Annotated in this window: 20 protein-coding genes; 13 read left to right on the top strand and 7 right to left on the bottom strand. The window is 44.2% G+C overall.

The genetic code is table 11. From position 1 onward, the window contains the following. Positions 1-17 precede the first annotated feature (17 nt). Both kduD and ACK1LH_RS19425 read left to right on the top strand, forming a co-directional pair. Positions 18-797: a 2-dehydro-3-deoxy-D-gluconate 5-dehydrogenase KduD gene (gene kduD / locus ACK1LH_RS19430; RefSeq protein ID WP_411334014.1), complete on the top strand. Its 780-nt coding sequence runs from the start codon at positions 18-20 to the stop codon at positions 795-797. 111 nt (positions 798-908) lie between these two features. Then, complete coding sequence (locus ACK1LH_RS19425; RefSeq protein WP_411334012.1) at positions 909-1,802, top strand: ROK family protein; 894 nt, start codon at positions 909-911, stop codon at positions 1,800-1,802. A gap of 74 nt (positions 1,803-1,876) precedes the next feature. Here the strand turns inward: ACK1LH_RS19425 and ACK1LH_RS19420 are convergent, their stop codons facing one another. The 6 genes from ACK1LH_RS19420 to ACK1LH_RS19395 all read right to left on the bottom strand — a co-directional run bounded on the left by ACK1LH_RS19420 (position 1,877) and on the right by ACK1LH_RS19395 (position 9,576). Further along, entirely contained in the window at positions 1,877-3,430 is a 1,554-nt protein-coding gene (locus ACK1LH_RS19420) for a BCCT family transporter (protein ID WP_411334011.1), read from the bottom strand. A gap of 100 nt (positions 3,431-3,530) precedes the next feature. Next, positions 3,531-4,250, bottom strand: a complete 720-nt coding sequence (locus ACK1LH_RS19415) for a MurR/RpiR family transcriptional regulator (protein WP_411334010.1) — start codon at positions 4,248-4,250, stop codon at positions 3,531-3,533. 242 nt (positions 4,251-4,492) lie between these two features. Next, the gene (locus ACK1LH_RS19410; protein ID WP_411334009.1) at positions 4,493-5,782 is read right to left on the bottom strand and encodes an MFS transporter; all 1,290 of its coding nucleotides are present in this window, start codon (positions 5,780-5,782) and stop codon (positions 4,493-4,495) included. A gap of 16 nt (positions 5,783-5,798) precedes the next feature. After that, positions 5,799-7,232: an FGGY-family carbohydrate kinase gene (locus ACK1LH_RS19405; RefSeq protein WP_411334008.1), complete on the bottom strand. Its 1,434-nt coding sequence runs from the start codon at positions 7,230-7,232 to the stop codon at positions 5,799-5,801. Positions 7,233-7,245: 13 nt separating this feature from the next. After that, positions 7,246-8,736 carry an FAD-binding oxidoreductase gene (locus ACK1LH_RS19400; RefSeq protein WP_411334006.1) on the bottom strand — a complete coding sequence of 497 codons (1,491 nt, stop codon included), beginning with the start codon at positions 8,734-8,736 and terminating at the stop codon, positions 7,246-7,248. A 45-nt stretch (positions 8,737-8,781) separates the two neighbouring features. Further along, positions 8,782-9,576, bottom strand: a complete 795-nt coding sequence (locus ACK1LH_RS19395; RefSeq protein ID WP_411334005.1) for an SDR family oxidoreductase — start codon at positions 9,574-9,576, stop codon at positions 8,782-8,784. A 250-nt stretch (positions 9,577-9,826) separates the two neighbouring features. On the opposite strand from ACK1LH_RS19395, the gene ACK1LH_RS19390 reads away from it, so the two are divergent. Then, positions 9,827-11,344 carry a bifunctional metallophosphatase/5'-nucleotidase gene (locus ACK1LH_RS19390; protein ID WP_411334004.1) on the top strand — a complete coding sequence of 506 codons (1,518 nt, stop codon included), beginning with the start codon at positions 9,827-9,829 and terminating at the stop codon, positions 11,342-11,344. Positions 11,345-11,461: 117 nt separating this feature from the next. On the opposite strand, the gene ACK1LH_RS19385 is transcribed toward ACK1LH_RS19390, so the two are convergent. Beyond that, positions 11,462-11,938 carry a hypothetical protein gene (locus ACK1LH_RS19385; protein ID WP_411334002.1) on the bottom strand — a complete coding sequence of 159 codons (477 nt, stop codon included), beginning with the start codon at positions 11,936-11,938 and terminating at the stop codon, positions 11,462-11,464. 108 nt (positions 11,939-12,046) lie between these two features. Between ACK1LH_RS19385 and ACK1LH_RS19380 the strand changes: the two genes are divergently transcribed. The 10 genes from ACK1LH_RS19380 to ACK1LH_RS19335 all read left to right on the top strand — a co-directional run bounded on the left by ACK1LH_RS19380 (position 12,047) and on the right by ACK1LH_RS19335 (position 20,565). Then, the gene (locus ACK1LH_RS19380; RefSeq protein WP_411334000.1) at positions 12,047-12,211 is read left to right on the top strand and encodes a hypothetical protein; all 165 of its coding nucleotides are present in this window, start codon (positions 12,047-12,049) and stop codon (positions 12,209-12,211) included. Positions 12,212-12,254: 43 nt separating this feature from the next. After that, on the top strand, positions 12,255-12,419 hold the full coding sequence (locus ACK1LH_RS19375; RefSeq protein ID WP_411333999.1) for a hypothetical protein: 165 nt from the start codon (positions 12,255-12,257) through the stop codon (positions 12,417-12,419). Positions 12,420-12,707: 288 nt separating this feature from the next. Then, complete coding sequence (locus ACK1LH_RS19370) at positions 12,708-13,424, top strand: alpha/beta hydrolase (RefSeq protein ID WP_411333997.1); 717 nt, start codon at positions 12,708-12,710, stop codon at positions 13,422-13,424. Positions 13,425-13,428: 4 nt separating this feature from the next. Then, positions 13,429-14,730: an ABC transporter substrate-binding protein gene (locus tag ACK1LH_RS19365; protein WP_411333995.1), complete on the top strand. Its 1,302-nt coding sequence runs from the start codon at positions 13,429-13,431 to the stop codon at positions 14,728-14,730. Positions 14,731-14,801: 71 nt separating this feature from the next. Next, positions 14,802-15,536, top strand: a complete 735-nt coding sequence (locus ACK1LH_RS19360; protein WP_411333994.1) for an N-acetylmannosamine-6-phosphate 2-epimerase — start codon at positions 14,802-14,804, stop codon at positions 15,534-15,536. Continuing rightward, entirely contained in the window at positions 15,490-16,341 is an 852-nt protein-coding gene (locus ACK1LH_RS19355; protein WP_035319428.1) for a MurR/RpiR family transcriptional regulator, read from the top strand. The genes ACK1LH_RS19360 and ACK1LH_RS19355 overlap by 47 nt, the downstream gene beginning before the upstream one ends. Before the next feature lie 18 nt (positions 16,342-16,359). Further along, positions 16,360-17,256 carry an ROK family protein gene (locus ACK1LH_RS19350; RefSeq protein WP_411333993.1) on the top strand — a complete coding sequence of 299 codons (897 nt, stop codon included), beginning with the start codon at positions 16,360-16,362 and terminating at the stop codon, positions 17,254-17,256. Further along, entirely contained in the window at positions 17,253-18,128 is an 876-nt protein-coding gene (locus ACK1LH_RS19345) for a carbohydrate ABC transporter permease (protein WP_411333992.1), read from the top strand. Before ACK1LH_RS19350 ends, ACK1LH_RS19345 begins: the two co-directional genes overlap by 4 nt. 4 nt (positions 18,129-18,132) lie before the next feature. Next, positions 18,133-19,023 carry a carbohydrate ABC transporter permease gene (locus tag ACK1LH_RS19340; protein ID WP_342824103.1) on the top strand — a complete coding sequence of 297 codons (891 nt, stop codon included), beginning with the start codon at positions 18,133-18,135 and terminating at the stop codon, positions 19,021-19,023. A 48-nt stretch (positions 19,024-19,071) separates the two neighbouring features. Then, positions 19,072-20,565 (top strand): DUF4127 family protein, encoded by a 1,494-nt coding sequence (locus tag ACK1LH_RS19335; RefSeq protein WP_411333991.1) that lies wholly within the window; start codon positions 19,072-19,074, stop codon positions 20,563-20,565. Positions 20,566-20,607: the final 42 nt, after the last annotated feature.

The raw sequence follows: 20,607 nt of genomic DNA, 5'->3' as shown, positions 1-20,607 counted from the left end.
AAAAAGGGGAATGCCATATGGGAGGAATAACATCATTTTCACTGGATTATTTCAGGCTGGATGGAAAGACAGCTGTTGTAACAGGCGCAAACAAGGGGCTTGGTCAGAGCTATGCTGTCGCCCTTGCAAAAGCAGGTGCTGATGTTTTAGTTGTTTCAAGAAGAGGAGATGCGAAAGAAACAATTCAAATGATTGAAGAAACCGGCAGAAAGGCAGTTTCCTTCGTGGCTGACCTAAGCAGCCGAAAGTCGGTTAAGGGTGTAATAGCGGGATGTATAAAAACGTTCGGGACCATCGATATTCTCGTAAATAATGCCGGAACAATTAAGCGATCTCCAGTTCTCGATTACAAAGAAGAGGATTGGGATGAGGTCATGGAAGTAAATCTGAACTCTCTCTATCTCTTAAGCCAGGAAGCGGCAAAGGTGATGGTGGAACAAAAGAGCGGAAAAATAATAAACATAGCCTCTATGCTGTCTTATCAGGGCGGGAAATTTGTCCCGGCTTATACAGCAAGCAAACATGCTGTTGCCGGCCTCACGAAAGCTTATGCCAACGAATTGGCTGAACACAATATCCAGATAAACGCCATTGCTCCGGGGTACATTGCAACAGATAACACGGCAGCCATACGGGAAGATGAAAAAAGAAACGCTGAAATCTTATCCCGTATTCCTGCAGGGTATTGGGCAAACCCGGAAGACTTAATGGGTGCGGTGGTTTTCTTGGCCAGCCGTGCGTCCGATTATATGAATGGACATGTAATGGCAGTTGACGGGGGATGGCTGGCGAGGTGATGTTTAGCGCTCTTTACCTAAAGCGCAGACTAAAGTCCACAAAAACACCCTTGTGAAAGCGCATTCCAGCATCTATCATAAGTTTATAGAAACGATGGGATGGTGGGGGAAATGAATATTGGGGTTGACCTAGGCGGTACAAATATACGGGTAGCTGTTGTTAATGATGCGGGAGCTATTTTAGAAGAGCTAGGCTGTCCCACTGAGGCAGAAAAAGGATCTCAGCACGCGATTAAAAAAATGATTAGTATGATAAAAGAGTTAAAGGATAAGCATACGGTAAAAGCAGTTGGAATTGGAGCTCCAGGCCCCCTTGATGCAAAAAGAGGTGTAATAATCGAGCCTCCCAATCTGCCGGGCTGGCAGAATATCGAACTGACAAAGATGATCCAATCGGAAGTTCAGCTGCCGGTCTACCTAGAGAATGATGCGAATGCAGCAGCACTTGCTGAAGCCAGAATTGGAGCGGGTAAAGACGCAGAGAGTGTGTTTTACATCACCGTTTCAACAGGGGTTGGCGGCGGGTACGTGTATGGCGGCCGCGTCATTTCAGGCGCACAGGGAAATTGCGGGGAAATCGGCAATATGATCATTGACCCTCAGGCAGCCGGCGCACCCGGTCTTAACAAGGGAGCATTGGAAGCACTGGCAAGCGGAACAGCTATTGGCAAGAAAGCAGAAAGTGTCTTTGGACCGGGGTATGGAGCGAAAGAAGTCTTCCAGCTCGCAAAAGAAGGTAATCTTGAAGCAGAAGCAATTATTGATGAGGTGCTGACCTATTTAGCAATGGGGATAGCCAACATTGTGCATACACTCAATCCAGAGGTAATCGTCCTCGGCGGAGGAGTGATGAAATCAAAGGACCTGATGCTGGAGCCGTTAAAAGAGAAAGTTGTGCCGCTGCTTTATCCGAGTTTGAGACCGCACTTAAACATAAAGCTTGCTGTTCTGGATCAGAAGGCCGGAGTAGTTGGGGCGGGAATGGTTCCTGACCAGTTTAGATAAAACAACAAAAAATCACTGCCTCTTAGGCAGTGATTTTTTGGATGAATCTTTTATAACAGTGCGGATTAAGGATATCACCCCGCTTTATTCTGTTTCTTCTCTTCAACGGTTTCTCCCACCGTCCTATCATACTTCCCAGGCTCTTTAGCCACTCTTATAAGAGCGAAAACAATCCCAATAACCAATAAAACAGCAGGCACCCCGCCTAGATTAGACAGCATTTTAATTCCATCAATTTTAGCAAAACTGATCATCACCCATGCGACCGCACTAATGGTGATACCCCATACGACCTTAATGAAGGTGCCTGGTTCTGGACTTTCAGGTGTAATGCCTTTGGAGCTGATTCCTCCCATTGCTGCAAGAGTAGAATCTGCCGAGGTTACAAATGCGATAAAGACGATAAACAGGTAGAGGGGAATGATGATTTCTGATAATGGCATGGCTTCCAGTGCCGCGTAGACCAAGGCTTCCGGTCCGCTGCTGGTTAAGATATCTCCGAATTTCCCGTCGTTCATCTGCAGATAGATGGAAGTGCCACCGAAGATGGTCATCCAGATTCCGCCGAAAGCGGCAGGTAAGGCAAAGTTCACGATGATAAAGGCTCTTACGGTATGGCCGTATGCGATTCTTCCTAAGAACAAGGCTGTTAGTGCAGCCCATGAAAACCAGTTTGCCCAATAAAAAGTGGTCCACCATTGCGGCCATTGGTCGTTTGCTGCAGCGCCGGTAAATAAGCTTTTTTCAAAGAAATGTGTTAAATAATAGCCGAAAGACTCGGTTCCTAAGTTCAGGATATAAGAAGTAGGTCCTACTAGAAAGATAAAGACGATAATGAACAGGAATAATTTAAAGTTGATGTCTGAAAGGATGCGGATCCCTTTCATGAGCCCCGTTGATGCTGAGATGATGAATGTTGTCATCACCACTGCTGCAATGATAGCCCATAGCAGCGGGGCACTTTTGAGGCCGGACAAATAATTGACTCCACCTGCTAAATTCAGGATGCTTGTCCCCATGGCTGCTGCCATTCCTAAAGCTAATGTGTACAGACATACGGCATCAAGTGCTTTTCCCCATTTACCGTGTATCTTATTTCCAAGGAGCGGAGCAAGGGTTGAGCCTATGCTGAAAGGCTGTTTCATGTTGTAATAAGCAAACGCAAACATTAAGGCAGGGATGCAGTAAATGGCGTAGGGAGTGATGGTCCAGTGAAGGTACATGGTGGACATCGAGAAGATCGCTGCCCCTGCGCTGTTAGGTTCCAGATTCATGCTTTTTGGAGGCTCAACCAGGTGGTAAATCGGTTCTGCGATTCCCCAGAAGGTAATGCCTGCTGCAATGGTTGTGGTTAATGTAATCGCGAACCAATTGCGGAAGGATAGAAGAGGTTTCGCGTTTTCCCCTCCAATTCTCACTTTTCCTAATTTAGAGAAGTAGACACCTACACAAACAACGACCATGAACAGGCCGGCTAAACTAAAAACCCAGCCAACGTTTGCAATGACCCAGTCATTGGCGCCAGTCGTGATTTTTATAAATGCCTCTTTGTTCGTGAAGCTTAAGACACTTGCTGCTAATACAAATAGAAAGGGCGGCCAAAACACCCAATGCTTCAATGACTTCATTTTGCTCCTCCTCCAAGTTGCCTGTAAGAAAACGCTTACTTTTTATTTGTCTCTAATAGAGGCTGAATTCTCATTAAGAGTGAGAGGGTCAGCCTGCAAATCAATTTGATGGATTCAAAGCAGAGAGCTTCGCAATGATCTCTTCAATCACAATGAAAAACGCGGTTCTTGTTTTTTCGAATGGGAGTAACGCATCTCCCTGACTGAACTTAGATAGATGAAAAATATAGTCCGCATGAAATTCCTTCGTATTCACATATTCTTCAAGGATCAGCATGATACTTGAGCCATTTTTCTTCACATTCTGAAACAAAGGATGAAAAGAAGAAAATTTTCCGGTCACGGAAAGGACGATGAGCAGTGTCTTTTCATCTGCTATGCGTTCGGCGAAATCTTCACTTTGCGTGACCGTCACATTTTTATCCGATACCGTCGCAAGTTTGTAGGCGAAGTATTCTGCAGCGATAAAAGAGGGGCCAAGACCGAATAGAATGATCTTATCGTACTTTTGAAAAATCGAAACAAAATCATCTATGACTTCAGATTCAAAATTCTCCAAAAAACGCATTAACCGTTCAATTTCGTTTGATTTCTTGTGCTTCTCTAAATTCATTTCCTGACCGCTGAAGTAGAGCTTGTATTGTTTGAAATTATCAAAGCCTAGCTTGCGTACCAATTTAGATACCTTGGAAGGGGAGACCTCGCCGATTTCAGCGGCTTCGATTATTTTTATTTTATTGTCTTCGGAAACGGCTTTTGACAGCTTCTCATGCAGTTCTTCTTCAAGCTTAGTTAACTTGTCTGTCACGACTTTTATCATAGAATATCACTCGCTTTCATTTAGAAAATGGCGGGTCGCCCATCATTTTCTCAGGAACATAGGATGTATTTGAACGATTTCAAAAGCTCTTTGACAATCATCCGTTCGTAAACGAGGAAACGGCCAATCTGTTACCTTCATTATACAGGAATATGTGTATTTGCTTAACAGGGGGAGTAACGAAAAATGAGGCTGCTATACACCAAAAATTTGGTAGTATAACAACCTGGATGGTATACGCCTTATACTGAAATGTCATCTTTCACAGTAATGGTCGCTCGTTTGGCGACTCCCATTTTAAAGATCACTGTAATCACGATGCCCAATACGCCGGCTATTGCACTGAATACGAAGTAGGCATTATATCCGCCCGCATCGCCGAACGATGATATCATCATACTCATGACTAATGGCAATAAGATATCCGGCAAGTATCCGATAAAGGAGATCAATCCGATGGAAAGACCCAGTTTTTCATCGGCGATATTACAATCACCGAGAAGTGACCAGTAAAGGCCTCGGATTGTATAAACGGATAAGCCACTCAATATAACCAATGCGTAAAAGAGGTAAGGAGGCAGAGAAGCAGGCAAGACGGAAATCATAATTAAGAGTGCTGCTGCTAACCCTAATGCGATGATGAGAATGTTGCTCTTCCCGAACTTATCCCCTAAGAATCCGCCGGCAATTCCGCCGACCGGTCTCATCCATAGCATGATGACCGTGACCGTACCTACGATAGAAGCATTGATCCCAATATTCGTTTGCAGGAATCCGCCGAAGTAGTAAATCGTCCATGTGACAATATAGCTCATGAAGATGATGCCGCCAAGAAGCCATACAAATCTGTTGTAAAATACATCTTTGAAAGAACCCTTTGCTTTCGGTTCGTTTTTCTCGCTCACTGCTTCTGTTTTTTCACTGTTTCCGTCAACATTTACGAAGATCATAATTAATATCGATACAACAATAAGTACTCCGGAATACATATAGATGACATTGACTAGAGCGTCTTTTTTATCTGCAACAGCTGTACTTGCTCCCAAAACTCTTGAGAAAAGGAAGACGGCAATACTGGCTAAAACGGCTTCTACTACTCCTCTGCCTCCGTCCAGCACTCCAAAAAAACGGCCTTCTTCTTCTTTTTTTGAAATAAGTTTAACGATTTTAAGATGGGCAGACCAAAACGTTAATACGGAGAAAATCCCCCAGATGATAAATATGAAAATAACAACAGGATAGCTCGGTACTTGAGCAAACCAGATTCCGGCCAATCCGACAAATAACAAGGAGATTGAAATCAGTTTCTTGGCAGAAAATTTATCGGAAATCCATCCGCTTGGGAAATATCCAACTATAAACGCAATCCCGAGTGCAGAGAAAATCGTATTTAATTGAGGCAGGGTCATTCCGTAAACTTCTAAGATCGTCTCTTGGTAGTTGGTTCGAAGGTAGATTAAAGGAAAAATAGCACCTGCTGCTAAAACGATAAGTAAAAACTGAAAATATCTTTTGACATTAGCTGATTTCATGGGCACCATCCACTTCTTATTTAAATATCGGATACGATAATTTCAGTATGTTATCCGTATGCTGTCTGACGTTTTTAACAACGGTGTTATTCAATTCGCTGTAAAAGGCATGGCTGTTCGAATCTGGGTAGAATGTCGTTTCAGTTTTAACCATCTTTTCAACGGCTTCCGAAAAATCATCATAGATTGATAGATGAGCTGCTACAGAGATAGCGGCGCCTAGGCACGCACAGCTGCTTCCTGTTCGCCGGTGTGCCGGCAGCCCGAATAGATCAGAGATGATCTGCATCATGACGTCACTTTTTGAACCTCCGCCATTGACGACTACTTCATCGATTTCCATGTTTATTTCTTCTGCCATTTCATCGATGTTGTTTTTAATGTTGAAGGCAATCGCTTCTAATATGGAGCGGTACATGTGATACCTTGTGTGTCTTTGATCAAAACCGATCATGATTCCTTTTCGGTAAGGTGCAGCGGGAGAAGCCAGCCAGTCTAAGATGGTGATCAGGCCATCACTGCCGACAGGCACGTCTTTAGCTTTGCGGTTCAGGAATTCTTCTTCAGAGATCTCAAGCTTTGCTGCTTCCGTCACCAGTTCTTCGCCGATTAATTTCTTAAACCAGCTGACGGTCCATAATCCGCGTCTGATTCCAGTCGATTCATATACATATTTGAAAGGAACGGATGCAAGAGTGGGGAAGAAGTTGTTAGCGTTTTCATAATACTCATCTCTTAATACCATGGCTGAGATGAATGTTCCAAGCGAAATCATGATGGAGTTCTTTTTGTTGATGCCTGAGCCCAGCACTTCAACGGCTTTATCATTTGAAGTCGCAACGACTGGTATTCCTTCTTTTAAACCGAAGTCCCTTGCCAGTTCTTTGCGGAGCGATCCTAATTTTTCTCCCGGTTTTACTAGATTAAACAGCATGTCCCTTGTAAGGCCATTGGCTTTTATAACGTCATCGTCCGTTGACCAGTCTAATGTTTCACGGTCTAGCGGCCAGTGCACTTCACAATTGCCAGCTGTATCGTTGTATTCTCCGGTTAATCTTAGCCCTAAATAACCTGAAGTAGTCGTTACAAACTTTACCTGATCATCTTCATGTTTATATGGCTCTGATAATCTAGCATCCATCCAGCTTATCGCTGGATGGGCTAAATCACCGTTTTCTTTTAATAAGACACGGCAGCAGCGAATCGTGCACAATCCGATTCCTTCGATTGCCGTCCGGTCACCTTTAAAGTTCTCTAAACAATTTTTCACTCCATGATAAACACTGTCCCACAAGTCTTCATCCGGATGTATAACAATACCTGGTTGGGGGGTTAACGTTTCTTGTAACGAGCATGAGCCAAAAGCAGCTTCATTGCCTTCTAAATCAAAGATCGCTACTTTCGTGCTTTGTGACCCGTTATCAATCCCCATGATATATCTTTTGCTCATAATTGGGCTCCTATCAGCTTCTAATATATTTCTTCACTTCATTTGGCTGCGGGAAAATCGTGCCGTGGTTCATGATGCCCTTCGGATCGAATGCTTCTTTTAGCTTTTCAAGCATGTAGTAAGCTGAACCGTGTTCGTCTTTCGTCCACTCTGAACGATATTTTCCGATACCATGGTGATGACACATAGATCCGCCAAGCTTCAGCGTTTCTTCAATAATGATCTCGTGAATCGGGTGGTGATAGATGCGCAGCTCGTCTTCCGGCGCACAGTTGATTGTGTAATTGTAGACGAAGTACATGTTTGTTCCGTTAAGGTAGCTGTGTGATGAGTGACCGCCAAGCATTGTTAAATCTTCCACTCTGTCAAACTCATTTTTAATTCTTGCCATAACGTTGTTGTAGATTTTCACGATGCTATCCCAGTCAGCAGATACCTCTGTAGTAAATCCATCATGTGAATTATAATCTATCATGTCCTGAATCTCTTTTTGAATTCTGCTTTCATCCCAGTTCAAGTGATTGAACCATGTTTCGATTAGAGAAGAATCTACTTTTTCAATGACACCGTCTTTGAACTTTTCAACAGCTTCTAAGATTCCTTCGTTCGTCGCTTTAACGATTCCAGCAGGACCTTCAGTTGTGAAAATTAAGACGCATTTGTCCTTATAGAAATGTTCGAAATGCTGTCTAGCATCTTCTTCCGAGTAAACACGGGCAACGGACGGTCTGAAGCCGTTTACCATGACTTCTCTCAGGATCTTGATGCCTGTTTCTACATCTTTAATTAGATAGCCGTGGAACTCGTTGTTTTCAGGCATATATTTAAAGATTTTGACTGTCACTTCCGTGATATAGCAAAGGGCACCTTCATTACCAATGGCGATATGTCTGATGTCTGGTCCGCCTGAGCGTCTTGGCACGTTTTTAATTTTAGACACTTGGCCTTCTGGGAATACGCATTCCAATCCGACAACCATATCTTCGATCGCGCCGTATAAAGTAGAGAACTGACCAATACTTCTTGTCGCAACCAATCCGCCAAGCTGGGCAACTGGCTTAGATTGAGGGGAATGACCTGTAGTGTATCCCAGTTTGCGAAGCTCATCTTCCAGTTTTTGCAGCTTCACGCCTGTTTGAACAGTAGCCTGCATGTTGTATGTATCGATGTTGATGATCTCGTTCATTTTTGATCCGTCAACTACGATAGAAGTTTCTTTCCAGTTTTCCAATCCGCCCTCTGTGCCTGTTTTTCCGCTTCTTGGAATCACGTTAATGTCGTTTTCATTACAGAACATAAGAATCGATTTCACATCTTCAGTGGCAAGCGGATAGACGATGGCAATCGGAGCTGGAACGTTCAGTGCTTTTTTTGTTTTTGCATATTTTTTATAACGGTCTGCAGAAGCATCGTATAAAGCCTCTTCATTCGTTACGACCTGTTCCGCTGACAGCAGTGCTTTTAACTCTTCAATCATTTGTTTGTGGTTAGTTTGTGTTTGCATTATTCATTCTCCTTTAGTGCTTATTTTAGTTGGCTTGATTCGAATCTATCGGACTAGATAACCGCCGTCTACATTTACTAAGGAACCGTTTACATAATTGGACGCGTCACTTGCTAAAAAGACAACTGTTCCCATTAAATCAACGATATTGCCCCATCTGTTTGCAGGTATATGATCCAGAACTCTCTGATTGCTTTCCGGGTTCGCTCTTGTATCCTTCGTGACATCTGTCGCAAAATATCCAGGCGCAATGCCGTTTACTTGAATATTAAATTGTGCCAATTCATCACAATAGGCTTTCGTAAAACCAGCTAAACCGTGTTTTGTAGCTGCATACGCAGGAGACCATTGTCCTCCGAGGTATGAAAACAGGGAGCATGTATTGATGATTTTTCCGCTTTTTTGCTCGATCATATGCTTAGCCGCTTCATGCGCCAGCTCAAACGCTGCCGTCAGATTGACTGAAACCATCTTGTCCCATTGAAGTCTAGTAAACTGAGTGACATCTTTTATATTAATGCCGATTCCGGCGTTGTTCATCAAAATATCGATTTTGCCATATGTCTGTAAACATTCATCGACGATCTGCTTACACACACCATCTTTTGTAATATCAGCAATCATCAAGTGAAACTTGACGCCCTCAGCTTCAATTAGTTCCTTCGTCTGATTATCGTCCTCTGCCATGCTGACTGCAAAAATATCAGCACCGGCTTTCGCAAGTGCAAGCGCAAATCCCTGACCCAATCCTGAATTTCCTCCTGTGATGATGGCTGTCTTTCCTTTAAGACTAAAAAAATTCATATTAAAATCAGTCATGTTTGTTTTTTCGGTGATCATGCGTAATCTTTCCACCTTTCAGATAATTTAACTAAACTCAGTCTAAATCCAAAAACACGAAAAATCAATCATTTTATAGAAAATTTCTTATTATTTATTTAATTTAAGCGTTTACGAGGAAAATTTTCCTTTGTGGTGTTGAGTGGTGTAGCCTTGAAAATCGACATTTTAACAAACCTGTAACATCCGCTTCATACCTTCCTTGTACACTTATAAGGAATGTACTCTATTACATAAAAGGAGATTGTTTATGAATCGCTTATTTCTTGTCGTATTAAGTTTTGTCATGGGTATCAGCTCTTTGTTACTAAGCAGCGTAAGTGTTGAGGCAAAAGGGCAGCCTCGGAAAGCAACAGTCCTATATTTTAACGATGCTCATGAAATTAGTCCGGTCGTTAACAAATTGGGAGACCGGGGCGGTGTTGCAAGGCTGAAAACAGCTATTGACCGTGTTAGAAGCGAGAATAAACATACAGCAGTGGCATTTGGAGGAGACTTAGGTGGCGGCACGTTATTTGGCGCTGTGTACCAGGGGTTTCCGATGGTTGAAGCCTTTAATGAAATTGGCATTGATCTTGCAAACTTTGGTCAGCATGATTTTGATTTTGGATCTGATGTGACCAAAAAACTGGTTGAGCAATCTGACTTTGAATGGATGTCTTCAAACCTTACAGATACAGAAGGGAAGCCATTCGCTGATGTTCCAACCTATAAGATTATGAATAAACAGGGAATTAAAATTGGCGTTATTAGTCTCACAGATGATATGAACACGACATCCTCAGATGGAAAAGTGGTTCAGCAGGACCTTATCCAGTCGGCCAAAAATGCAGTCAAAAAAATGAAAGAAACAAAAAAAGTGGATGCTGTTGTTGCGTTAACACAAGAATCCTTAAAGAAGGATGAACAATTACTGGCAGAAGTCCCTGAAATTAATGCCGTGTTTACGGAAGAACAAGCAGAGGATCAATCGTTTATCCATGAATATGAGAATGATCGTTACATTCTTGCTCCGGAAGGAAATCTTGGTTCAATGATTCGGCTGGATATTGAAAAAGATGGAAAAGACATTGCGCTTAAACCATCAGTAATAGAAGTCGATCATACGGTGCCGGAAGATCCAGAATTGAAAAAGCTCGCAGACTACTATCAAAATAAGCTGGAAGAAGAGCTTGGCAAACCCATCGCAAAATTAGAGACTCCTCTGGTTTATGGAGATAACCATGAAACGCGATATCAGGAAACAAATATCGGCAATTTTGTAGCTGACAGCTATCGCTCTTTTTACAATGCGGATATCGGCATGATGAACGGCGGCGGAATCCGGACTAGTATCCCTGCCGGAGAATTCACTCTGCGTGATGCATACTCCATTCTTCCTTTTCAAAACAAAGTGATCATGGCAGAAGTAAAAGGAGAAACCATAAAAGCTGCTCTCGAGAACGGAGTATCAAGAGTCGAAAACCTTGGCGGCGGATTTATGCAGGTCTCAGGCATGACCTATTCCTATAACCCTGCCAAACCAGTGGGATCAAGAGTAGAAACGATCTCAGTCAACAATGAACCGATTGACATGCAAAAAAAGTACAAAGTAGCCATGCTGAATTACGTATTTAACGGCGGAGACGGATACACGATGTTTAAAGACAGTAAATTGCTGGTAGATGAGCAAAGTGCACGGACAGATGCGGAAGTTTTGATTGAGTATGCGAAAGAACTTAATGTTATTGATGTTGGGGTAGAAGGAAGAATTAGTGTAGTGCAATAAGGAGTAAATAGATTTATTAGAACTAGTAATGGAAAAAGCGTGCATCTATTAGATTCTAATAAATGCACGCTTTTTGTATTGGGCAGATGCATTGTTGGGCAGTAATTAATTTAGAATTTACATCTGTTCTAAAGGAATAATATCACAGTGATTTAATGAAACTCTCTTTAATAAATCCAAAGCTTCCTGAGTAACGACTAACTCACCCTTTGATGACATGCAAAAGTGATGACCTGACCAGTTTTCAAAGCGTTCTCCGTCTATTCGGATTTTTCCAAAAGGGATCAATCTAGTAAATGGGGGAATTTTTTTGGCGTAATCCAATTCTTTAAGTGCATCGGATACTGTAATCTGACATTCTTCAAGCTTAAAGTCTGTAAAAGTACTGCTCATCAATTCTGCCTTCAGTTTGTGAGAGACAATAAATGCTGGAGTTGCTTCTAACAGGTCATCTCCCAGCCACCCCTGGAATTCATAATGCAAAAACTTTATCCTTCCTGAAATGCCATCAGTCAATATGTCTTGTTCAGTGCCATAAATGGATTGATTGCCGTGACCACCAGCTACTTCTGGTTCTATGAAAAACAATTTCACAGCATCTTCCCCCTTAGAACATTACGCTTACATATAATTCTAGTATCTAAGTTTTGTTATACTACATTTAGGGTTTATTTTCCAACAAGAAGGATGTGTGGTGGTTGTATGTTTATTAAAAAGGCATTAGAACAAGCCAAGGCAAGCATTGAGCTCGAAGGGAAATACATTACTGCCGAACAAACAGAATTGGTGAAGAAGGTCATCAGGAATGAAATTACTGAAGGTGAATTCAATAAACGTGTTCTGGAGCTGGTGAAGAAAAAAGGGTGAAATGGTTAATATTGAGTGTCAAACAAAGAAAGGAGCTGTAAAAATGAATCAAGAACAAGCAGATCGAATTGAGGGACTGCTAATCAAACTTACAAATGAGATAGAGGACTGTAAAATTGAATTAATAAGAGAGTTTTCAGAATTAAAAAGTGTACTTAGAGAGAGTACTTTGAAAAACGATAGGAGCTCAAAGAAATTGGTGAAATGATGCCCGTAATCCTTATAGATCCTCAAATAAATATTTCCTCTATAAAAACTTCAAGTCATTCCTAATTCAATTCTTAAACTTGAGCCAATCAGCCGATTGGCTCTTTTCCTGGTCAGTCCCACTCTGTATTAATATGTTAATGAGGAGCGGAACTGACCCCTCCTTTTTGGAGCAATTCTCCACCAAATAAAAAATTTTTGAAGAAAATATTCACGCAATTCAGAATTGGTGTTATACTTCTTATCAATAGGCGGTTGTCTATGATTCAGGGGTGAGAGGAAGTTCGATGTGTCTTTTAAACTTCGAGAAATTGATTTTTTCAGTCGATGTCTGCAAAGGGAGATGCCGTTTTATTTGCTTGCGAATCAGGCCTTTAAGGAAAATGAGAGCGTTTACGTTCTGTATGTGCAGGATGGGCTGGATTATCTGGAGATTGGGGAGCTCGAGCAGAAGCTTGGCGGGCTTATGGGGAAGCCGCTGCTGATTGTGCTCGTTCCGCCGGGTGATTCCATGCAGAGGTATGCCTGCTATCATCCGAATGGAGAGACGCACGGGGAATATGTGTCGTTCTTTCTGGAGGAGCTGCTGTCGTTTGTGGCTGATCAAGTGCTTTGCGGTAAGCGTGCGGTGAAGCAGGGGATGCTTGGTGATTCTCTTGGTGGAGCGGTCAGTGTATCCATTTTTCTCAGGGATCCTAAGATCTGGACGCATTTGCTGCTGCAGTCTGCCGCATTTTCTCCTGTTCATTTGGAGGAGGTAAAGGTGCTTGGCAAGCAGAGCAATCTCCACGTTCATCAGCTTGTTGGTTTGAAGGAGGATGACTTTGTCTCTCCGATCAGCCATCAGCGCTTATGGATTCTGACGCGCAATCGCCTTATGCGAAAGGTATGGACTGAAAAAGAGGCTCAGTTGTCGTACATAGAAAAAGACGAAGATCACGTATGGACTTTCTGGAAGGATCATTTAGAAGAAGCGTTATTATTTTTTGCCAATCAAGGGGGATGAAAAGGTGAAGAAAAGCTTGCGTTTACTTATTCTTGGATTGACCGTATTTATGCTGATGTTTGCAGCAGCCTGCAGCGGCGGCACAGAGAAAGCGAGTTCAGATGATAAGAAATCAGACGGACCAATTGAGATTGAATTCTGGACGATGCAGCTGTCTCCGACATTTGATGACTATATTAACGGCGTCATTGCTGATTTTGAAAAAGAGAATGAAAACATTAAGGTCAAGTGGGTGGATGTTCCGTGGGGAGACATGGAGAAAAAGATTCTTGCATCTGTTGCCTCTAAAACAGCTCCTGATGTGGCGAACCTAAACCCGCAGTTTGCGGCAAAGCTTGCTGAGCTTGATGCGCTCGTCGATATGGATGAGGCGGTCGCGGATGATGTGAAGAGCCAGTATTTCGAAGGCGTATGGAAGTCCAACACGTTTGACGGAAAAACGTTCGGCATTCCGTGGTACCTTTCTTCACAGGTAACGATGTACAATACGAAGATCTTTGAAGAAGCAGGGCTTGATCCGAATAAGCCGCCTGCAACGTTCGAAGAGCTTGCAGAAGTATCTAAAACAATTAAAGAAAAGACGGGTAAATATGCGTTCTTCCCTCCGTTTGACGGAAGCCATCTTCTTGAAACGATGGTGATGAAGGGCGTCGATTTGACAAATGAAGAGATGACAAAGGCTGCATTCAATACACCTGATGGAAAAGCAGCGTTCCAATATTATGTGGATTTGTACAAAGCGGATCTAATCCCGCGTGAAGTACTGACAGAAGGCCATGGAAAAGCAATTGATATGTATCAGGCAGGCCAGCTTGCCATTCTTGCGAGCGGTCCGCAGTTCCTGAACACAGTGAAAGAAAATGCGCCGGATGTGCTTGCTGCGACAAAGACGGCTGTATCGATTACCGGTGAAACGAACAAGAAGAACGTAGCGGCTATGAACCTTGTGGTGCCAAAGCAAAGCGAGCATCAGGATGCGGCTGTTGAATTCTCTGTTTTCCTGACAAATGCTGAGAACCAAATTGAGTTTGATAAATTGACAACAATCCTGCCGTCCGTTGAGTCAGCGCTTGAGGACCCTTATTTCACAGAGCTTCCTGAAAATGCGACTCCGATTGATGAGGCGCGCATCGTTTCAGCTGAGCAGCTGAAAGAAAGCGAAGTGCTTGTTCCGCCAATGAAGGGCTACGATGAGCTGAAAAGTGCCATGAATGAAGCGATGCAGGCTGCGATGCTTGGAGAAATGTCCGTTGATGATGCTCTTAAGCAGGCAGAGGATAAATGGAATGAAATCTTAAGTCAATAAGGCAGGGAAGGGGGGAAACTCCCTTCTTTTTTCCACAAACGGGTTCATGTCAAAGTTACGGGGAGCACAGGATGGAGAATCTATTCAGTCAGATAAAGGGAAAGTTGATCGTTTCTTGTCAGGCGCTAAAAGAAGAGCCGCTGCATGGTCCGGCTATAATGGCAAAGATGGCAAAGGCGGCAAAAGAAGGTGGCGCAGCTGCCATCAGGGCCAACAGCAAAGAGGATATTCTAGCGATTAAACAGGAAATCGATTTGCCGGTGATTGGCATAGTCAAACGGGATTATGGAGACAGCGAAATCTACATTACCGCCACAAAGCGGGAAGCGGATGAGCTGATTTCAGCAGGTGTAGAGATGATAGCTCTGGATGCCACAAAGAGAATACGTCCGTCGGGTGAAACGCTTGAAGGGCTTGTTTCCTATATTCATCAGCACCATGTGCTTGTCATGGCCGACATTTCGACGCTTGAAGAGGCTCTTTATGCGGAGAAAATCGGGTGTGACTGCGTCTCGACGACGCTCTCGGGTTATACCACCTACTCAAGACAGGAAACGGGTCCTGATTTTACATTAATAAAAGAAGCTGCACTAAACGTGAAAGTTCCAGTCATTGCAGAAGGGCGGATTGGAACACCGAAGGATGCGGCAAGGGCTCTTGCAGCCGGCGCCCATGCGGTCGTTGTCGGCTCTGCCATTACAAGGCCGCAGCTGATTACGAAAACTTTTACTGACGGTTTACTGGAAAGAGGAGATCGAATTGACGGAAACATTTACATCAAAAGGGAAGCTAGCTGGTCTCATTAACAGCTATTACCCCTCTTTAACAAAGTCAGAGCAGAAAGTGGCTGTTTATGTTCTTGAACACATGGATCAAATTCTGTATTTCTCGGTAACGGATCTGGCGGATGCGGCTGAGGTCGGCGACACGACGGTTCTCAGGTTCTGCCGGAAAATCGGAACAAAGGGATACCAGGAGTTCAAGCTTGCGATTGCAAAGGATTTGTCCCAGCAGGAACAGGAGGAAGACAGCGGAGAGCAGCCGAACGGACTGATTACGTCCATTGCGGCTCACACAAAGCAGGTTATCGATGAAACGGTTCAGCTGCTTGATGAAAAAAAGTTGGAAGAAGCACTCGTTCTTTTATCTGAAGCAAAATCGGTTCATTTTTTCGGAGTCGGCACTTCAGGTCTTACCGCTCAGGATGCGAAAAACCGTTTTTTACGGATCGGGAGACGGACAGATGCCATCATTGATCCGCATATTCAGGCTATGACGGCAGCGACATTGACAGAAGAAGATCTTGTCATTGGACTGAGTGTGTCAGGAAGCACAAAGGATACGCTGGAATCGCTGAAAATTGCAAGCGATAACGGAGCGAAAGTGATTGCTGTGACGTATTACGCCCGTTCGCCTATCACAAGGCTTGCAGACTGCGTGCTGATCAGCGGTGGGAAAGAATCCCCGCTTGAAGGAGGATCGCTTGGGGCTAAGATTTCCCAGCTTTTTGTGATTGATTTATTGTGCACAGGACTTGCATTACGAAACAAATCTGCGTCTCTGCTCATGAAAGAAAAAACGGCGCAGGCCGTTGTAAAGAAAATCTACTGACGCATGTTTTCCGGGGGGATGGCAGAGGTGTACGCGATAGGACTGGATATTGGCGGAACAAAAATAAAAGGATGTATAACAGATCAGCATGGAGTTATGTTAAATCGTTTTGAAACCGTAACACCTGTCAAAGAGGGCAGAGAAGGGATCCTGTCTGCCGCTGCGTTCGTCATTGATTCCCTTCAAGGAACAGACAAGGTGATTGGAATTGGGATTGGATCAGCGGGCAGAATCAATGAAGGGACGGGAGAGGTTGTTTTTGCAACGTCAAATCTCCCAGGATGGCAGGGAGTCAATCTGAAAAAATTCTTTGAAGATATGTATAAGACGCCGGTCTTTGCCGTTAATGATGCAAATGCTGCTTTATGGGGAGAGGCTTTGCATTATGAGGACGAAGATTTGGTGATGCTGACCCTTGGCACGGGTGTCGGCGGGGCAAACCGAATACGGGGAAACGTGCTTTCTGGTGCTCATCACCAGAGCGGCGAGTGGGGACATGTTGTCCTTGTTCCAAATGGACGTCCGTGCAACTGCGGACGGAGAGGCTGTGCGGAGCAGTACCTGTCAGGAACGGCTCTGAACACCATAATCAATGAACGCACCAGCTGGAAGCAGGTCCGGGGATCAGCTGTATTTGATTTGTATGCAGGCGGTGATCCGGAAGTGGTACCGGTTGTTGAAGAATATATGGAGCATTTGGGGATTTTTATTGAAAATATTGCTCATGGGATCGATCCGGATGCTGTGATCATCGGAGGAGGAATCATCGAGTCCAAGGAGCACTGGTGGAATCGATTACTGAAACGGGTGGAAGGTGTCAATGTGATTCCCGCCGTGCTTGGAAACCAGGCAGGAATGATCGGCGCGGCACAGCTTGTTTTCCATTCATTAAAAAGCGGGGTGAGCGGGCGATGAAGCAAGGGAAAATAACACCGTATCTGTTCCTGCTGCCGGGCTGCATCATTCTTGGGGCATTCATTTTTTATCCCATGCTGCAGGCGATCTGGCTCAGCTTCACCAACTATAACATGGTGACAGAGGCGGAATTTATCGGAACGGAAAATTATCAGAATTTGTTTGAAGATGAGCTGTTTTGGAAGGTGCTCGGGCAGACGCTGCTTTACCTGATCATAGTGGTCCCTGCACTCGTCATTCTTCCCATCTTTATTGCCATTCTTGTGAACCAGCAGATCAGGGGAATCGCTTTTTTCAGGTCCGCCTATTACATACCTGTTGTTACATCGATGGTTGTTGTCGGGATTACCTGGAAGTGGGTGTACGCAGATCAAGGCGTGCTGAATTATTTTCTTGAATCGCTTGGGATTATCGGAGAGCCTGTGCACTGGCTTACATCAACTTCAACCTCCATCTTTGCAGTAATGGCTGTAACAGTCTGGAAGGGCCTTGGCTATTATATGGTTATTTATTTGGCAGGATTGCAGGCCATCCCGGGAGATCTCTATGAGGCGGCGGACATAGACGGTGCAAACAAGTGGAAACAGATTATTCATATTACGATTCCTCTGTTAATGCCGTCCATTATGATTGTGACGATAATGTCCTCCATTTCAGCGATGAAAGTGTTTGAAGAGATTTACGTCATGACAGGCGGAGGACCGCTGAACAGTACCAAAACGCTTGTTTTCTATATTTACCAGGAAGCATTTGAGAATTTAAAGATGGGATATGCGAGTGCCGGGGGAGTCATTTTATTCCTGATTACACTTGTCTTTTCAATCTTGAATATCAAGTTTATGAATAAACGCGAAACGGCGATGAAGGGGTGAGGCAATGGAACTTCAGCGAAATCAATCAAGTGCCGTCGGGGTGAAAGTAAACATGAAGAAAAAATGGAATGTGAAAAAGATCGTCCGGCTGACGTTGACGTATGCCCTGCTGATCTTCGTCACTTTCCTGACAGTCGGTCCGTTTCTTTGGCTGCTTGCAACGTCCCTTAAATCGGGAAGTGAAAATATTTTCGCCTACCCGCCGCAGTTCATTCCGGAAAACCCGACTCTCAGCAACTACACGCAGGTGATGGACACCTTCCCGTTTTGGCGGTATCTGGGGAACAGCGTCATCGTATCGGTGCTGACGGTTTTGTTAAACATTGTGCTGTGCTCGCTTGCTGCCTATCCGCTTGCCCGGATGAACTTCAGAGGGAAAAACCTTGTTTTCCTGCTGATCATCAGTACGATGATGATTCCGTTTCAACTGCTCATGATTCCGATCTATCTGCTGTCGCTTGATCTTGGACTGCAGAACACGTATGCCGGTCTCGTTCTTCCTCATGCTACAACAGCGTTCGGTATTTTCCTCATGAGGCAGGCCTTTTTAACGATTCCGTATGAGCTGGATGAGTCGGCGAGAATGGACGGGGCGAATGCGTTTCAGATTTGGTGGAAGATCCTTATGCCGCTAGTGAAGCCTTCTGTCGTGACGCTTGCCATCTTTATTTTTGTCATGGCGTGGGGAGATTTCCTGTGGCCGCTGATCATCACAAATGATCAGAACATGTACACACTGCCGCTTGGAGTAAACATGCTTGCAGGAAGCTTTTCAAGCAATTGGAGGCTCATTGCCGCAGGTTCCATCATTTCGATCTTGCCGATTATTCTTTTCTTTGTAGCGATGCAGAAGTACTTTATTGACGGCGCCATGAAAGGTGCTGTGAAAGGATAAAAACAGGGGAGGTGGATGATCATCTCCCTTTTCAAATGAGGTGAGAGTGTGAACTGTAAATTGGCTTTATTGCCCGTTGATGCGCGTCCCGTGACAAGGGATTTGCCTATCCATCTTGCGCAGATTGGAGGATGGGAGATCATTGCGCCGGACAAAGGATCCCTGGGATTTATAAAAGAGCCCGGGAAGATTGAAGATCATAGGAAGTGGCTGCTTCAGACAGCGGGTGATGTGGACGGGTTTATTCTTTCCATCGATATGCTTCTATATGGAGGACTTGTTCCTTCAAGGGTCAGTGCTGCTTCGATAGAAGAGCTGACGAATAGCCTGCAGCTTTTGAAGGACATAAAAGTTCGGTATCCAGATAAACCGCTCTATGCGTTCAGTTCCACGATGAGAATATCCAACAACTATGTGAATGAGGAAGAAAAAGAGTATTGGAATCAGTACGGGGAAGAGCTTTGGGCTTATTCGTACCACAGTCACCGCTATGAAAAGACAGGGGATGGAAGCTCTAAAAAGATTGTGGATCAGCTTCATATTCCCCGGGGGATTTTGTCGGATTATACCGAAACAAGAGAGAGGAATTTCAAGATTAATCTACAGCTGCTTGATTATGTGGAGGTTGGGGTTCTTGATGTTCTTGTTTTTCCACAGGATGATACTGCTGAATATGGCTTTAATATCAAGGAACAGGAAGTGCTTGCAGGTGAAGTGCTTGAGCGAGGATTATCTTCAAGGGTGCTCATTTATCCTGGAGCCGATGAGGTGGCCTCAACGCTTGCAACGAGGATGATTTATCAGCTTGAAAACGAAACTCACCCTCGCTTCTACCCGTTTTACAGTGGTGAGAAGGGTGCGCTTCTTCATGCCATGTATGAAGACAGGCCGATCGCAGAGTCTGTAAAAGGCCAGATTTTTGCAGCCGGCAGCCATACGGTTGATTCGGCAGCTGAAGCCGATATCTTGCTTGCTGTGAATGTTCCTGGAAAAGCGCAGGGAGATCTTGCCCTGCAGAAACATCTTGGAGGCGTTCATACAGCTGACCGTAACGTGGGTGAGTGGATTGCGCGATTGAAGTACTATCTCCGTACAAAATCGGTTGCTGTCGCGGACCTTGCCTATGCAAATGGAGCAGATCCGGCGATGATGAAGCCGCTTTTGGAACAGGTCAATCTGCTGGAGCTTGCGGGATTTGGCGCATGGAATACGGCGGGAAACACTCTGGGAACGGTTGTATCACAGGCTTGTCTGCGGCATTTAGCTGTGAAGAAAGGGCTTCATACAGAAAGGAACCACCAGGAGCAGCTCTTGGCGAGAGCAACTGAGGATTATCTGTATCAAACGGTTGTGAGGCAGGCCGTGAGAAAGCAGATTGATGAAGAGAACGCGAATCTAGAGGAGCTTGTGAAGCTTGTCAGCGCTGAATTCTTAAAGCAAGTGGAAAGTTTTAAAGGAGAAACAGGTTTTGATTTTGAAGTAGAGGACATTCATCTGCCATGGAACCGGACGTTTGAGATTGGGTTTACTTTGAGGAGGTGAGCGGGGGAAGCTGAACGAAAAAGAACAATGGGGATGTTCTTT

The sequence above is a fragment of the Metabacillus indicus genome (assembly GCF_046603695.1).
GTDB lineage: Bacteria > Bacillota > Bacilli > Bacillales > Bacillaceae > Bacillus_P > Bacillus_P indicus.
The sequence above is the reverse complement of the archived record's forward strand: the minus strand, read 5'-3'. Positions and strand labels throughout refer to the sequence as shown.